This window comes from Achromobacter sp. JUb104 (genome assembly GCF_024806975.1).
In the GTDB taxonomy this organism is placed as follows: domain Bacteria; phylum Pseudomonadota; class Gammaproteobacteria; order Burkholderiales; family Burkholderiaceae_B; genus Achromobacter; species Achromobacter spanius.
Map to the genome: position 1 here is coordinate 55,481 of NZ_JANUEY010000001.1, position 15,243 is coordinate 70,723.

Here is a 15,243-nt window from a genome sequence, read left to right on the forward strand (position 1 = left end):
CCGAGCTAGGGCCTAGCGTCGGCGGCGTGGTGTCATGCGTCGAATTCGGACTGGAGCATGGAAATCAACCTGTCCTGGTTGAACGGCTTTTCGCAACGCGGCAGCTTGCGGTAGCCGGTTTCCAATGCCTCCACGCCAAAGCCCGTCAACAACACCACGTGTATCCCTTGCGCGGACAGCAGGTCGATCAAGGGGTAGGACAGCGTGCCATGCAAGTTGATGTCCACCACCGCGCAATTGAATTCCCCTGCGTGCGCGCTGGCGAAGTGCGTTGCTTCATTCAGCCAGCCGATTACCCCGACGATCGTGGCGCCGGCGTCTCGCATCGCTTCGGCCAGCGTTTCGGCAATGACGTATTCGTCTTCGACGATCAGCAAGCGGCACGCGGAAAGGGGAAGGGCATCAACCATGGTGATCGGCTGCCTCCGATGCGGCAGTGGCCCGAGGGGATGGGCGTAGCGGCACTTCGATGCGGCAGCGCAGGCCGTCCGGCTGAAAATCCATGGTGGTGCGTGCTTGCAGCGTGAAACCCAAGGCTTGTTCGATCAACTCGCGTCCGTAGCCCTTGCGCTGCGCGTCCGGGGCCGTGGGCAAGCCGGATTCCAGCCAGTCGATGACCAGCGTTTTCTCGTCGTCCTGCGTTTGCGTGTGCCAGTGCACCGCGAGTTCGCCGCCCGCGTGCTTCAAGGCACCGTGCTTGACGGCGTTGGTGCCCAGTTCGTGCAGCGCCAAGGCTAGCGACTGGCTGCATTCCGCGCTGATGAAGGTGGGCTCGCCTTGCACCGAGACATGCTGCCCGTGCCCCACCGCGTCCAGTTCGCGGCGCACGATTTCCGCGAAATCGATGGCCTCGGGTGAACCGTCGCTTAGCAATCCCTGCACTCGGCTCAGCGCCGACAGCCGGCTGTTCAGGCGATCAAACGGTTCGCCACGGCCCAGCGTGCGAAACGCAATGCTCTGCACCAGCGCCAGCAAATTGCGGGTGCGATGCTGGAGTTCGGCGATCAAGATGCGGTGCCGTTTTTCAGCCTGCGTGATCTGCGTGATGTCGATGAAGGTGACCACGACCCCATCCACGCGGTTGTTGGAATCGCGGTACGGCGCCAGGCGCAGCAAATATTGCTTGGCATCGTCGCTGCCGTCGATGCGGCGCTCAATGATGGTTTGCGCGCGGAACACCTCTTGGATGTCTTGCGCGAACGAGGGCAGCGGCACCCGGCTAGCCAGGTCGGTGATCGGGCGGCCGCGGTCGCTAGGCAAGATCCGGAAGACTTCACAGACGGGCGGCGTGAAGCTGCGGATGACCAGGTTGCCGTCCAGGAACAGCGTCGCGAAGGCGGTGCTATCAAACAGGTTGTGCAGGTCGCTGTTGCTGCGATCAAGCTCATCCACCTTGCCTTGCAGTTCCGCATTTACGGTGTGCAGCTCTTCGTTGAGCGACACCAGTTCTTCCTTGGATGCTTCCAATTCTTCGTTGGACGACTGCAACTCTTCGTTCACCGACACCAGTTCTTCATTCGACGACTTCAATTCCTCGAGCGCGGTTTCGTATTCTTCGATGGTCGATTGCAGGCGGTCGCGAGTTTCGCGCAGTTCGCTTTCGATCTGCTCGGCCATGCCCGTGTGCTTGGCATGCAGATAGATGTTTGCTTCTTCACGGCTGACCGGCGGGCCGTCATCAGCGAACAGCACCAGGAACAGGGGCTCGCCTTCGCGGTTGTCGAGCAGCGGGTCCACCGTCAGGCGCAGCAGTTGGACGCGGCCGTCGTCGCCCTCTATCGCTACGTTGCGGCGCGTGGCGGACGCACCGCTGGCCATGGCGTCGCTGAGCAAGGCACGCAGGTCCAGGCGCAGGTCTTTGCGGGCCAGCGCCAGGATCTGCCGCGTGGGCACGCCCGCGGCCGCTTCCAGGTACTTGCCGGTACGGCCGGAGTAATACACCACGTCGCCGTCTTTGTTGACCAGTACATGCGGCGGCGCATGCTGTCCCAGCACTTGCGAGTCGATGGATTGGCGCAGGCCGGCTGAGCTTGGCGGCACACGGCGTTGCAGCAAGTCCTGGGCGTTCGGGATGCCGGTGGAGGGCAAACTGAAATGGGGGCGAGGCCGAACGCCGATGTCGCTGCGGCGCTGGAAGATGCGGTGCTTTTTATCGACGGAGCCGAACATGTCGGAAAACTGCGTAGTGTTTTCCGACATGCCCAGGAACAGATAGCCGCCGCTGCGCAGCGCATAGTGGAACGTCGGGATGACCTGCTTTTGAATGTTGCCGCCGAAATAGATCAGCAGGTTGCGGCAGGACACCAGGTCAATACGGGAAAAGGGCGGATCGCGCAGCACGTTGTGCGGCGAAAAAATGCAGAGTTCCCGCACCTGCTTGCTGACGATATAGCTTTCGCCGTCGGCGATGAAGAAGCGCTCGCGTCGTTCGGGTGTCACGCTATCGAGCAATGCCGCCGGATAGCGCGCGGCCCGCGCGACGCTGAGCGCGCGTTCGTCGATATCGGTGGCGAACAACTGCACGCGCGGCGGCAGGTCCATCTTGTCCATCTGCTCGCGCAGCAGAATCGCCAGCGAATAGACCTCTTCGCCGGTGGCGCAACCGGGCACCCACACCCTGACGGTATCCGCCACGCCACGGCCTTCAAGCAACTGCGGGATGACTTGCTGCGAAAGGGCCTCGAAGGCATCGGGGTCGCGAAAGAAATCCGTCACGCTGATCAGCAGATCGCGGAACAGGGCGCCCGCTTCCTGCGGCGTCTGGCGCAGGAATTCAAGATAGCCCTCCAGCGTTTTGGACTGGTTCACTTTCATGCGGCGATGCACGCGGCGCATGAAGGTCTTGCTTTTATAGCCGCTGAAATCGTGGCCGGTCCGGGTCAGCAGCAGTTCGTAGATCTCTGCCTTGACGGCTTCCATTTCAGGGGGCAATGCGCTGCCGTCTTCTTCCGCGATTATGGTGCCGAAAGTGATGTCGAAATCAGTGTCCAACTGGGCAAGGCGGGCGCCCATGTCGGCGGCGGGCAGGGCAAAGTCGATAATGCCCGCGCTGATGGCGCTGCCGGGCATTTCGGCATAGGCAGGCCCCTTGCCGTTGGACGCTTGGGCCATGGTGATGCCGCCGTATTCCTTGATGGCTTTCAGCCCCAACGTGCCGTCGGAATCGCTGCCGGACAGGACGATGCCCACCGCGCGCTGGCCGTGGTCTTTGGCCAGCGAGGTAAAGAACTGGTCGATTGGCCGACGGCCCTTGCGGTGGCCGGAGGAGGGCATCACTTTGATCCGCCCTTCGCTAAGCGAAATATCCGTGTCTTCGCCCTGCACATAGACCTGGTTGATCTCGATGGGCATGTCGTCTTGCATGGTGAGCACCGGCAGGGACGTGTGCCGCGCGATGACCTCGGGCATATGGCTCTTACGGTCAGGCCCCAGGTGTGTCACCACAATAAAGGCCATGCCCGGAGATTGCGGAATTCCTGCGAAAAAATCCTCCAGCGCTTCAACGCCTCCGGCCGAGGCGCCGATACCTACGACATACGCAGTGCGGGGAAGAGTCATGGTAGTTGGAATGTGAGAAACCGAAATGATATTCGACGACCTTAGCATGGCGAATTGCGGGGTGTCCGCATCGGGAAAATTTACATACTTGTGCGGTGTTATGCGGGCGAAGCGGCGAAAAGCGCTGACTTCTACCGCTTTGAAACGTCCTGTTTCGGGAATGCTGCTTGCTGGGTGATGGACGTACACACCGGGGTTCATACCGGGGTTCACACTGAGGTTCACACCGTTCCAGGGAGCATTTCAATGAAGCCCAAAGACACTGCTAAACCCAACCCCTCGTCCGACGACACACCGCGCGAGGCGCAAGCCAGTCACGGCGACACGCAGAACCGCACCAAGAAAGAAGGCCACGTCACACAGATCGGCTCCGGGCAGGACCAGCAAAGCCAACGCAATCGTGGCCCGGGGGCTCGCGGCAAACCCTGATGCCGCGCGCAGCGCCGCGCGACAAGCAACATAGTGCTTGGGAGAACAACATGAGACATTCTCGGCAGGTATTGCCTTGCGCCGTGGCGCCGTTGCTGGCCCTGACCTTGGCGGCCGGTCTGACCTGGAGCGGCTCGGGGTTCGCGCAATCGGCCGGCGGCCCCGCCGGCCCGGCCGGGCCGGGCGGCCCGCCGCCTTCCGGCACACCCGCGCCCCAGGGGACGACGCCCGATAGCGGGGCGCCCGCGCCTTCGCGGGGCGACCCGTCCGGGCCTCCGCCCACCTTTCCGCAAGCCGCGCCAGGCGAAAAGCCCTCGCAGCCGGTGCAGGGCCAGGGCACCGTCAAGGGGTCCTCCGCCAACCCGGCGCCGGACGGCCGCATTCCGGGCGGCAAGGCTGGCTCGGGCGGGCACAAGACCAATGAATTTGGTCGGTAGCGGGGCATAGGATCCCAACATCGGGGGCACATGATGCAGAACCGAGACGTGGTGGTCGTGGCCGTTTCCACAGGTGGCCTGGCCGCGCTGGAGGAATTGCTGGGCGACCTTGACCCATCCTTGCCGGCGTCCGTATTCGTGGCCATGCATGTGGATGGCTACCGCAGCGTGTTGCCCACCCTGCTGAGGCGCCGCACCCGCTGGCGCGTGCAGCATGCCGTTGATGGTGAACCCTTTGCCCACGGCGTCGTCTATGTTGCGCCGCCGGACAGGCATCTGATCCTGCAGCACGACACCACGGTACTGACGCGCGGGCCCAAGGAAAACTTCACGCGGCCCGCGGCCGATCCGCTGTTTCGGTCGGCGGCCATGCATTATGGGGCGCGCGTGGTCGGTATCGTTCTGACCGGCCGTCTGGATGACGGCGCGGCGGGCTTGAAGTTGGTGAAGGCGTGCGGCGGTGTCGCCATCGTGCAGGACCCCGCCGACAGCGTTGCCCAGGACATGCCGGCCAACGCGATCGCGGCGGTGCCATCAGCGCTGGTGCTGCCTTTGCGGCAGATAGGGCAGGCGATGGCAAGCGCCGTCGAGGCCTCGATCCCGCTGAATTCCGTGGCAACGGGCAGCCCATCGGATATCTTGCGCGCCGAAGCCCGCATGACGGAAACCGGCCAATCGTCCGCGTCCGTGCTTGAGCGCATCGGGCATCAGGCCGGGCTGACTTGTCCCGAGTGCGGCGGCGCCATCTGGCGAGTCGACACGGGGCTGCCTGTTCGCTACCGCTGCCACACCGGGCACGCATTTTCGTCTGTATCGCTGCACGCCGCGCACGCGGAAAAGGTGGACGACGCCTTGTGGTCCGCCGCGCGCCTGCTGCGTGAACGCATCATCCTGGCCGGCGAGGAAATCGCGACTGGCGGCGCGTCCAGCGAAGCCACCATTCGGCTGCGCGGGGCGATGGGGCGGTGGGAGACGGCGTACCAGCAACTACGCGCCTTGGCCGCCTTGACGGATAGCCCCTTGGCGGACACCGACACGGTGTAGCCGGGTTTGGCGGCGGGCATGCGGATTGCGGCGCTGATTGGCCCGTTCCGGGTCACCCTCAAAGGAGATCAATGATGACCCCCACCAACCAAGACATGGAATCCTGCATTGATAGTTGCCTGGCTTGCTATCGCCGCTGCCTGCAAACGGCCGCGAACCACTGCCTGGAGGCAGGGGGCGAGCACGTCGCCCCCGAGCATTTCAGGCTGATGATGGCCTGTGCGGAAATCTGCCGCACGGCCGCGCATACGATGATGGTCGGCGTTGCGCAGCACACCCGTATCTGTGGCGCATGCGCGGAAGTATGCGCCGCCTGCGCGGACAGTTGCGAAGGCCTGGACGGCATGGAAGACTGCGCCGCGACCTGCCGCCGTTGCGCGGAAAGCTGCCGCAAGATGGCGGCGTAACGGTGCCCCGCGTGTTGGCTCGATGGCTTGCGCCCGGGTTCGCCCAGGCGCTGCCGGCCACCGCTCTGTTGTCGCTACCCCAATAACTGCGACGCCAGCCATAGGGTCAGAAGCAGGGTGCCGGCTACTGTCCAGAACACGACCGCCAACAGTAGCCCCAGCGACAGCCGGGTTGAGGTTGGAGCGCCGGTCATCGGCAGGTGCACGGCTTGGGAAGCGGGGGGAGTGATGGGGGAGTCCATGGCTGATCCTGTATCCGAAGACGTGTGTTGACGGAACCCGCCCACGCCATGCGGGTGATAGCGACACCAAGCGGCGCAAGCCGCCGTGCCTTACAGCAAGTGCCGTGCCCGACCGCGCCAGACAGCGGCCAAGGCAAGCCCCGACGACGCGCGCCCCGCCTTGGTCGTTAGGGGTATTGTGCGGTCCGACTCGACCAACCATGCCGAGCACCCGGCCGGCGCGGTCGCGCCGCTGACATACAACGCGCCCGCGCCAAATAGCGACACCAGCGTGGTACGGGGCGCGTCAGCCAGCACCCACACCCCGCCCGAGGCATCGGCCCACATGATGCGGGCCGGGGTTCCGTCCAGCGCCGCCAGCAGGCCGGCGGCGCTCGCGCCGGGCCGCAATACCACCACCGAGGTGTCCTGGGCTGGCGACGACAGCGGATAGAGGTTCAGCACGGCCGCTGTGGTGATGGCAACGGCCAGCACCACGGAAAGCCGGGAGGCCGGCTTGCTCGAACCGAGGCCGGAGCCGTTACCCGGGCCACTCCCCAAGCCGCTATCCGATCCGCCACCCGATCCGCTCCCTGAGTCCCCGCTGCCCGGCGGATTCGGCCGCCGCATCAGGAGGCCCGCCGCCAGGGGCAACACGCCGAACACGCCTACCCAGGCCAGCTCCCAGGGCAGGGGATCGGCCACGTCCATGCGCAGCCGGTGAATGCCGATCAACCAGTGCGAGAGCACGGCGTCAATCACGTGCCAGGCGCCAAATCCTACGAAGAAGCTGGCCAGCAACGCTCGGCGCGGCGGCGCCGACGCGCCACGCGACCGGTACAGGCTCCATAAGCCCGCAGCCGCCACGGCGTACATCAAGGCATGGAAGACGCCATCGGCCACCACCTGCACGCGCAGATCGCCGGCACGCCCACCCAGACCGGAAAGAAGGTGATGCCATTGCAAAATCTGATGCAGCAGGATGCCGTCAAAGAACCCGCCCATGCCAACGCCCAGCAGAAAACCCGCCCAGGGTCGGCGGCGCGGCAGGATGGCGGCGGTGCTCGCGGGCGCGGTGTTCATGTCGACTCCGGGTGCGAGGGCTTGGGCACCACGGTCGGCGCCTGCGCGTCGGGATCGACGATCGAGACCGTCTCGTTCGGATACTGCGCCTTGGCGGCTTGCACGGCCGCTTCGCAGGTGGGATACGCGCGGGCGTCCTGTTGCACGCCCAGCATCGCAATCCCGCGAAAGCTCCACATGCCGTCGGCGCGCTGAAAGGCTTCGATGATCATTTCGGATTCCTTGGTCGATGGCGCGGGCCGCCGCGTGCGCGACGGGCCGAGCCGCAAAGATTCGCCGCGCGGGCCCGGCAAGCAAATCGCCAGCAAGCAATTCGCGTTCCCGCCCGGTCATTCCACGAGGGAGCGCCTTCGCGCGGGCACGTCACTTGCTAATGCGACAGCACGACATCCGTCCTGGGCTGTCTTCCACTACAAGAGCCAAGCCATGCTTCCCATACGCAAAGCGGTATTTCCCGTCGCCGGCCTGGGCACACGCTTTCTTCCGGCCACGAAGGCCATGCCGAAAGAAATGCTGCCCATCGTCGACCGGCCCTTGATTCAATATGCCGTCGAAGAAGCCGTGGCGGCGGGCATTACTGAACTGATCTTTATCACCGGGCGCAACAAGCGCGCCATCGAAGACCATTTCGACCGAGTGCCGGAACTGGAACGTGACCTGGAACTGAAGAACAAGGGCGCGCTGCTGGACAGCGTGCGCAACGTTATCCCCGACTCGGTGAAATGCGTGTACACCCGCCAGCCCGCCGCATTGGGGCTGGGGCACGCGGTTCTGTGCGCCGCATCCATCGTTGGCGACGAGCCGTTTGCCGTGCTGCTGGCCGATGACCTGATCGACGCGGACACCCCTGTGATCGGCGAGATGATGAAGGTGGCGCGTGAATTCGACGGCAGCGTCCTGGCCGTGCAGCAAGTGCCGCGCAGTCAGACCAACCAGTACGGCATTGTGTCCGGCACACAGGCTTCGCAAGCGGTGATTCGGGTATCCGGAATGGTTGAAAAGCCGGACCCGGACGTGGCGCCGAGCGACCTGGCCGTCGTAGGACGCTACATTCTTGAGCCCCAGATTTTCGCCGCGTTGGAAGCCACCCAGCCTGGCGTGGGCGGCGAAATTCAGCTGACCGACGGCATCGCCGCCTTGCTGGAAGGCAGAAAGGTGTTCGGCTACGAATACGAAGGGGTGCGCTATGACTGCGGCAGCAAAGAAGGTTTTTACCGCGCCACCATGGAAATCGGTCGCAAGTATCACGGCATGAAATAGTCCGGGTCCGCCGGCGCGCGTTCACCAGGATCCGACGGGACCCGCCCTGCGGCGGGTCCGATTGCTTCAGGCGCTACTCGCCGCCGCAGCCGTTCGAGCCATTCGAACCGTTCGCGCCATCGGGTGCCGCGGGCGGCTGGCGCTTGTGCGCGGTGGCCCGGTATTGATCCAGTACCGTTTGCACCGCAGCGTCGCGGACCGGGCGCCCCTCAAGAAAGTCGTCAATCTCGTCATAACTGACGCCTAACGCCACCTCGTCGGGCAGGCCGGGGCGCATGGATTCCAGGTCGGCCGTGGGCGCCTTGGTGATCAGCTTGGCAGGTACACCCAGCACCACGCCAAGCGCGCGCACCCGGCGCTTGGTCAAGCCGCGCAGCGGCAGCAGGTCGGCCGCGCCGTCGCCATGCTTGGTAAAAAATCCCATCAAGGCTTCGGCCGCCTGGTCCGTGCCGATGACCAGGCAGTCCATCGCGCCCGCGATCGCGTACTGCGTCACCATGCGCTGGCGCGCCTTGATGTTGCCGGCCACGAAGTCTTCGGCGGCCGGGTCGCTGAAGATCAAGCCCGCCGCCGCCAGAGAGTCGCGCTGGGCATCCACTGCGGGTTTGATGTCGACCTGCATCACATGGTCTGCGCGGATGAAGTCCAGCGCGCGGCTGGCGTCTTCTTCATCGTGTTGTTGCCCATACGGCAGGCGCACCGCCACGAAGAATGCGCGGCGTCCTTTCAGGCGCAGGCGCTCGGTGGCTAGTTGCGCCATTCTTCCCGCCACCGTGGAATCCACGCCCCCGCTGATACCCAGCACATAGCCGGATTTACCTGTTGCCAATAAATAGTCTTCCAGGAATGCGATCCGGCTTTCAAGTTCAAGCCCCGAATTGAAACCTTCCTGAACGCCAAGGTCACACGCTATGGCGGCTTGCCGATCCTGCGTGTTGGTCTTCTGAGCCATGATCAGATCTCCCTCCACTGTTCCGAAGGGGGCAAACAAGCGTTCGCCCCGCACTTGAGGGGAGGCGTAGCAATTTCCGGACCTGAACGGGGGGATCGTCCTTTGGCAACCCACTAACGCAAAGGCAGCGGCTTCACCCTATGCCTTCAGTGAAGGGCCTGTGTGTCGTCGCGCGTGATGCTGGGCGGTTGGGAACGACCCAGCCAGCTTTCCACTTCGGCTTTCCAGCCCGCTTCCCAAGCCGCCACTTTTGCGCTCCATTGCGCGATGGGTTCGCCCGTATGGCCTGGCATTTCATGGGCCCGCAAGTAGGGGCAATCGAACAGGCTCCATCCGTTCCGGGCGGCCTGTGCACCCTGATCATGGATGTCGTTTTTCATTGAGGATTCCCCCGGTTGATGTGAGTAAAAAGTATGAGCGCAGAGGAGGGCTCCTGCAATAGTGTGTCAGTACTACCGGGTATAGCGTGGCGGAACCCCCTGGCGTTCGGCTTGGGCACGGCACGTGCTGGAGGCCTCGCATCAAGCACCGCATGGGGTGGTGGCGATCTGGCTGCGATAGCGGCCCATTCCTGTTGAGGGTGAGCCGTATGCGAGTCACCAACGAATGGTTGCAGCGATGGCAGACCGCGGGCGGTGGCCATAACCAGAAGCAGTTGGCGTTGCTGGGGGTGTCCTGGCCGCCGAAGTCCGACTGGCAGCAAGAGGTGGTGGCCAAGGAAATTCCGGACGATGTGGCGCGCGCCTTCCAGGTGCTGGCGGGCCTGCGGCAGGTGGACTGACGGCAAGCGCCGTCACCCCGCCTGACCCTCAAGCCTGTTCGCGCAGCCGCCGCACGATATCCAGCAGATTGTCCAGCGACACCGGCTTGCTGATGTGCGCGGTGTAGCCGGCCTGTAGCGCCTGGTTCATGTCGTCCTTCGACCCGAAGCCGGTCAGCGCGATGGCGGGCATGGCCAGGTCGGGATACTTTTCGCGCACGGCGCGAATCAGCGCATAGCCATCCATGCCGGGCATGCCGATATCGGACAGCAGCAGATCGAACGCGGAATTATCAAGCGCATCCAGCGCTTCCCGCCCGCTGCCCACCGCGGTGACGCAGGCCTCTTCCATGTCGAGCAGCTCGCGCATGATGTGAAGAATGTCTTCCGAGTCGTCGACGATCAGCACCTTCATGCCCTTCAACGGGCTGTCGCCGGGCAGCGCCAACTGCTGTTCCTCCTGTTGCGCGTGCGCCAAGGCCATGCGCACGGTGAAGCGGGCGCCGTGGCCCTGGCCATCGGAATGGGCTTGGATGGTGCCGCCGTGGGCCTTGACCAGTTCGCTTGCAACCGCCAGGCCGATGCCCAGGCCGGGGCTGGCCAGGTTGCGCTGGCGCACGTCCGCCTGGCTGAACATGTCGAACACCTTGCCCAGGAACGAGGGGTCGATGCCATGGCCGGTGTCAATCACATCCAGCCGCATGCGCGAGTCTTCCACCGCCAGCTTCAGCGTGACCGAGCCGCCGGGCGGCGTGAACTTGATGCCGTTGTTCAGCAGGTTCCAGATGATCTGTTCAACCCGCAGCGGGTCGGCGTTCAGGTGGATGGCCTGGTTGGCGTCAAACTCGCTGTGCAGCGTCAGGCCGGCCGCGCTGGCCACGGGGCGCAGCACGTCAAGAATATTCGTGGTGATGGCGGTGACGTCAAAAATCGACTGGTTCAACGCCAGTTTCCCGGTACGCACGCGCGACAGATCCAACAGGTCGTCGATGATGCGCGCCTGGCCTTTGACGGACCGTTGGATCAGGTCGGCCGAGCGCGCGGCGGCCGGCGAATTGCGCACGGCCGGGGTGCGCGCCAGCAGTTCGGCATTCAGTTGGATCAGGTTGAGCGGGTGCTTCAGTTCGTGCGACACCATGGCGAAGAACTCGTCTTTCAGCACGTTGTCGGCGCGGGCGCGGTCCAGGCGTGACTCTTGTTCCGCGTCGCGCAGCTTCAGGTCGGTGACGTCGCGCACGATCTTCGCGAACCCGCGTATGGTCGGGTCGTCCATGCGGTTGACGCCGCCCGTGCAGAAGATCAGGCCGCCGTCCTTGCGCCGATGCCAGCGCTCGTCGGGGGCATAGCCGATCTGCCTGGCGCGTTCCAGTTCCAGCTGCGGCCGGCCCGCCTGGATGTCGGCGTCGGTAAATATGATGGAGAACGACTTGCCGACCGCTTCGGCGCGGGTATAGCCGAACATGGTCTCGGCGCCGATGTTCCAGTTGGTGATCACGCCATCGTGGTCCAGCGTCAGGATGCCGAAGTCGCGCGCGCTTTCGGTCATCAGCTTCAGGTGCGCTTCGCCCAGGCGGACGCGGTCTTCCGCCTTGCGCCGGTCGGTGATGTCGATGAAGGTCAGCACCGCGCCTTCGATGCGGTGCTCGGCGCTACGGTAGGGCAGAAGCCGCGCCAGGTACCAGCGGTCGGCATCGCTACGCACCTCGCGTTCCACGGCGCGCAGCGATTCAAACACGCCGGCCGCGTCGCGCGCCAGGTCGGGGTAATCAAGCCGGTGCGTGATGTCCAGCAAGGACCGGCCCGCGTCGCTGGTAATGACGTTGAACACGTCGGCCGCGCGCGGCGTGAACCATTGGATGTGCATCTTGCGGTCGACAAACAGCGTGGCGATGTCGGTGGACGCAATCAGGTTTTGCAGGTCGTCATTGATCTTGGCCGTTTCGTCCACCTTGGCCTTGAGCTCGGCATTCACGGTGATCAGTTCTTCATTCACCGACTGCAATTCTTCCTTGCCCGTTTCCAGCTCTTCCGTGGCCGAGCGCAGCTCTTCATTGATGGCCTGCAACTCTTCGTTGGACGCCTTCAGTTCTTCGGTGGACGTTTGCGACTGCTCGATGGTCGTTTGCAACTGGTCCTTCGTGCCTTGCAGCTCGGCTTCCAATTGCGTCATTACAGCCGAGGCGCCCACGGTGGGCGCCACGCCTTCGGGGCTCATCACGTCTTCCACTTCGTCGAACAGCACCAACATATAGTCGTTGGACGTTTCCTCGTGGCGAAACGGCCGCACCACCATGTTGACGTAGGTCTGGCGCTCGCCGATCTTCATCTTCACGCGGCGCGCCTCGACGCTCTTGCGGGTATGCAGCGCCTGGAACATCGCGGTGCGCAATTCCATGCGCAGCTCGGGGTGGACCAGCGACGGCAGGTTGCGCGAGGGTTCGCCGCCCGCGTGGCGCAGGAACCGGCCCGCGCGTTCGGACATGTGCACGATGTCGCTTTCCGCGTCCACGATGACGCTGGGCGGCGCGTACATTTCCAGCGCGCGCTGATGGACCTCGGCGTACGAAATCTTGTTATGGCGGTTGCGCGCCATAGCGGCCGGGGCGGCGCTGGGGCGTTCAAAGGCATGGGCGGCCGGCAACGCGGGCACATTGCGAAGCTGGGTGGGCGTTTCCTTGGCCACGTAGATGCGATTGCGCTTGTCCACCACCTGGAACAGGCGCGGGCAGGCGTCGGCAGATTCCGAACTGCCCAGGAACAGGTAGCCGCCCGGCTTGAGGGCAAAGTGGAACATCTTCAGCACGTCTTGCTGTACGTCACGATCCAGGTAGATCAACAGGTTGCGGCAACTGACCAGGTCCAGCTTCGAAAAGGGCGGGTCGCGCAAGATGTTGTGGACGGCGAACAGCACGCGCTCGCGCACTTCCTTCTTGATGCGGTATTCGTTGTCTTGCCGCGAGAAATAGCCTTCCAGCAGGGGCTTCGGCACATCGGTTTCGATCGCCGTGGGGTAGCTGCCGGCGCGGCCCACGGCCAGCGCCGCTTCGTCGATATCCGTGGCAAACACCTGGATTTTCTGGTTTACCTTCAGCGCGTCGGCGCGAGCGCTCAGCAGCACGGCCAGCGAATAAGCCTCTTCGCCCGTGGAGCAGCCCGCCACCCAGGCGCGCAGGGGGCTGCCGGGGTTCTTCTGATGCCGCTCGAACAGCTTGCCCAGGGCAAAATTCTCCAGCGACGAGAAGGCGTCCTTGTCGCGAAAGAACTGCGTCACGCCGATCAGCATGTCGGACAGCAGCAGGGGCGTTTCCTCTGCCCGGTCTTGCAGCAGTTGCCAATACGCCCTCAGGGTAGACACTCCCGTCACCTGCATGCGGCGTTCGATGCGCCGCAAGACCGTCGCGGTCTTGTAGTGGCGAAAGTCATGCGCCGTGCGGGCGCGCAGCACGGTGAGGATGTCGCGTAGCGCGATGCGGTCTTCTTTGTCGGGATCCGCGCCCTGGGTGGATGCACCCGCCGCTTCCGCGTTGTTCTTCGCCAGGCGCGGCACGTGCATCGCCGACATATTGTCGGCAATCTGCTTGAGCCGCTCGGGCATGGCCGCTATCGGCAGGATGATGTCGACCATGCCCGTGGCGATGGCGCTGCGCGGCATGGCGTCGTGCTCGGCGTCGTCGGGCTGCTGGGCGAACGTGACGCCGCCTTGCTCCTTGATGCGCGCCAGCCCCAGCGACCCGTCCGACCCGCCGCCCGTCAGCACGATGCCGACCGCCCGGGTGGTGTGTACATCGGCCAGCGTGCGGAAGAACTCGTCGATGGCAACACGACTGCCCTGCGACGGTTGCGCCGGCTTGACGCTTAAATAGCCGTCATTCATGGCCAGCACCGAGGCGGGCGGAATGACATAAACGTGGTTGCACTGGATGCGCTGCGGGTGCGTTACCTGCACCACCGGCATGCCGGTCGCGGCTTGCAGGATCCTGTCCAGCACGCTTTCGTGGTCGGGCGATAAATGCACGATGACCACGAACGCCATCATCGGGTTGCTGGAGGTATGGGAAAAGAAATCCCGCAACGCTTCGATGCCTCCCGCCGAGGCACCCAGCCCCACAACGGGAAAGTGCAAATCACTGATGGCGACGCCCGGTTTGTTGTCGGGCACGAAGGGAGTGTTGGACATGGGATTCGGCTGGGCGATAGGCTGCGTTGCCTAGGATGATACAGCCGGAAAAAGCGTGCCGGGAGGGTTGCGCGTTCCGGGTATGTGACTTGCTGGAAGGCGTCTTGGTCCAGCCTGAATATTCTTGATTCCATGGCAGAAATTTTTGAATCCCGACGTGCCGTGTCCCGCCCCGCATCCTGCCCGTTAAGCCAGCACTTGCCCCTGATGGTCGTTTCGCCGCACCTGGACGACGCGGTATTCAGTTGCGGCAGCGTGTTGTCCCGCTGCCCGGGAAGCACTGTCGTGACCGTGTACACCGGCCTGCCCGACAATCCCGGCATGCTGACGAAATGGGATCGCGCCTGCGGCTTCGCCGATGCGGCAGCCGCCATGCGCGAGCGCGTCGAGGAGAACCGCCACGCGCTTGCCGCTATCGGCTGCAAAGGCCGGTCGCTAGGCTTGCTGGACTGCCAATACCTGGAATGTCCCGACGCCGCCATGCCCAGGCTGACCGAGTGCCTGCTGGCCACCTTGCACGACCTGGCTCACGGCGCGGTAGCGATTCCTTTGGGGGTGTTCCACGGTGACCACATCCGCGTCAGCGACGCGGCGTTGCTGATACGGGAAGCTTCGCCGGACGTGCCCTGGTTCTTGTACGAGGACGCGCCCCATCGCGCGCAACCGGGCGTGGTCCAACAGCGCCTGGTGCAACTGCAGGCGCGCGGCCTGATGCTTACGCCCGCCGGCTTTGCCGGCGATGTCGGGGACAAGGCTGACGCTATTGCCGCCTATGCCTCGCAGCTCAGGGGGTTCAACGGCATGCCCGCTGATCTGTTCCAGCCGGAGCGCTATTGGCGGCTTGGCGACAAAGGCGATTACGCGTAGGCACAGCGCACCGGCCATCCGCACGCGCGATCGTTGTCGTCCGCCGAC

At 64.3% G+C, this 15,243-nt stretch carries 14 protein-coding genes; 7 read left to right on the forward strand and 7 right to left on the reverse strand.

Annotated elements, in window-relative coordinates:
• Nucleotides 1–32: 32 nt before the first annotated feature.
• Nucleotides 33–410, reverse strand: coding sequence for a response regulator (locus M2361_RS00270; protein ID WP_259245686.1), 378 nt, complete (start codon nucleotides 408–410; stop codon nucleotides 33–35).
• Nucleotides 403–3,558, reverse strand: coding sequence for a CheR family methyltransferase (locus M2361_RS00275; protein WP_259245687.1), 3,156 nt, complete (start codon nucleotides 3,556–3,558; stop codon nucleotides 403–405). Before M2361_RS00275 ends, M2361_RS00270 begins: the two co-directional genes overlap by 8 nt.
• Before the next feature lie 246 nt (nucleotides 3,559–3,804).
• Here M2361_RS00275 and M2361_RS00280 point away from each other — a divergent pair, with 246 nt between their 5' ends.
• The 4 genes from M2361_RS00280 to M2361_RS00295 all read left to right on the forward strand — a co-directional run bounded on the left by M2361_RS00280 (nucleotide 3,805) and on the right by M2361_RS00295 (nucleotide 5,875).
• Complete coding sequence (locus M2361_RS00280) at nucleotides 3,805–3,987, forward strand: hypothetical protein (protein ID WP_259245688.1); 183 nt, start codon at nucleotides 3,805–3,807, stop codon at nucleotides 3,985–3,987.
• A 50-nt stretch (nucleotides 3,988–4,037) separates the two neighbouring features.
• Nucleotides 4,038–4,424: a hypothetical protein gene (locus M2361_RS00285; RefSeq protein WP_259245689.1), complete on the forward strand. Its 387-nt coding sequence runs from the start codon at nucleotides 4,038–4,040 to the stop codon at nucleotides 4,422–4,424.
• 30 nt (nucleotides 4,425–4,454) lie between these two features.
• Nucleotides 4,455–5,468: a chemotaxis protein CheB gene (locus tag M2361_RS00290; protein WP_259245690.1), complete on the forward strand. Its 1,014-nt coding sequence runs from the start codon at nucleotides 4,455–4,457 to the stop codon at nucleotides 5,466–5,468.
• A 74-nt stretch (nucleotides 5,469–5,542) separates the two neighbouring features.
• Nucleotides 5,543–5,875 carry a four-helix bundle copper-binding protein gene (locus tag M2361_RS00295; RefSeq protein WP_259245691.1) on the forward strand — a complete coding sequence of 111 codons (333 nt, stop codon included), beginning with the start codon at nucleotides 5,543–5,545 and terminating at the stop codon, nucleotides 5,873–5,875.
• Between the two features lie 332 nt (nucleotides 5,876–6,207).
• Here M2361_RS00295 and M2361_RS00300 read toward each other — a convergent pair whose 3' ends face one another.
• Nucleotides 6,208–7,179, reverse strand: a complete 972-nt coding sequence (locus M2361_RS00300; RefSeq protein WP_259245692.1) for a DUF2243 domain-containing protein — start codon at nucleotides 7,177–7,179, stop codon at nucleotides 6,208–6,210.
• Nucleotides 7,176–7,391, reverse strand: coding sequence for a hypothetical protein (locus M2361_RS00305; RefSeq protein WP_259245693.1), 216 nt, complete (start codon nucleotides 7,389–7,391; stop codon nucleotides 7,176–7,178). The genes M2361_RS00300 and M2361_RS00305 overlap by 4 nt, the downstream gene beginning before the upstream one ends.
• Nucleotides 7,392–7,605: 214 nt before the next feature.
• Here M2361_RS00305 and galU point away from each other — a divergent pair, with 214 nt between their 5' ends.
• Nucleotides 7,606–8,439, forward strand: coding sequence for a UTP--glucose-1-phosphate uridylyltransferase GalU (gene galU / locus M2361_RS00310; protein WP_259245694.1), 834 nt, complete (start codon nucleotides 7,606–7,608; stop codon nucleotides 8,437–8,439).
• A 73-nt stretch (nucleotides 8,440–8,512) separates the two neighbouring features.
• Here the strand turns inward: galU and nadE are convergent, their stop codons facing one another.
• Together nadE and M2361_RS00320 are read right to left on the reverse strand one after the other, a co-directional pair.
• Nucleotides 8,513–9,391: an ammonia-dependent NAD(+) synthetase gene (gene nadE / locus M2361_RS00315; RefSeq protein WP_259245695.1), complete on the reverse strand. Its 879-nt coding sequence runs from the start codon at nucleotides 9,389–9,391 to the stop codon at nucleotides 8,513–8,515.
• A gap of 146 nt (nucleotides 9,392–9,537) precedes the next feature.
• Entirely contained in the window at nucleotides 9,538–9,771 is a 234-nt protein-coding gene (locus tag M2361_RS00320) for a CrpP-related protein (protein ID WP_259245696.1), read from the reverse strand.
• A 209-nt stretch (nucleotides 9,772–9,980) separates the two neighbouring features.
• Between M2361_RS00320 and M2361_RS00325 the strand changes: the two genes are divergently transcribed.
• The gene (locus M2361_RS00325) at nucleotides 9,981–10,172 is read left to right on the forward strand and encodes a hypothetical protein (protein ID WP_259245697.1); all 192 of its coding nucleotides are present in this window, start codon (nucleotides 9,981–9,983) and stop codon (nucleotides 10,170–10,172) included.
• Nucleotides 10,173–10,200: 28 nt separating this feature from the next.
• Here the strand turns inward: M2361_RS00325 and M2361_RS00330 are convergent, their stop codons facing one another.
• Nucleotides 10,201–14,328 (reverse strand): CheR family methyltransferase, encoded by a 4,128-nt coding sequence (locus tag M2361_RS00330; protein ID WP_259245698.1) that lies wholly within the window; start codon nucleotides 14,326–14,328, stop codon nucleotides 10,201–10,203.
• Nucleotides 14,329–14,460: 132 nt separating this feature from the next.
• On the opposite strand from M2361_RS00330, the gene M2361_RS00335 reads away from it, so the two are divergent.
• Nucleotides 14,461–15,195: a PIG-L deacetylase family protein gene (locus M2361_RS00335; RefSeq protein WP_259245699.1), complete on the forward strand. Its 735-nt coding sequence runs from the start codon at nucleotides 14,461–14,463 to the stop codon at nucleotides 15,193–15,195.
• Nucleotides 15,196–15,243 lie beyond the last annotated feature (48 nt).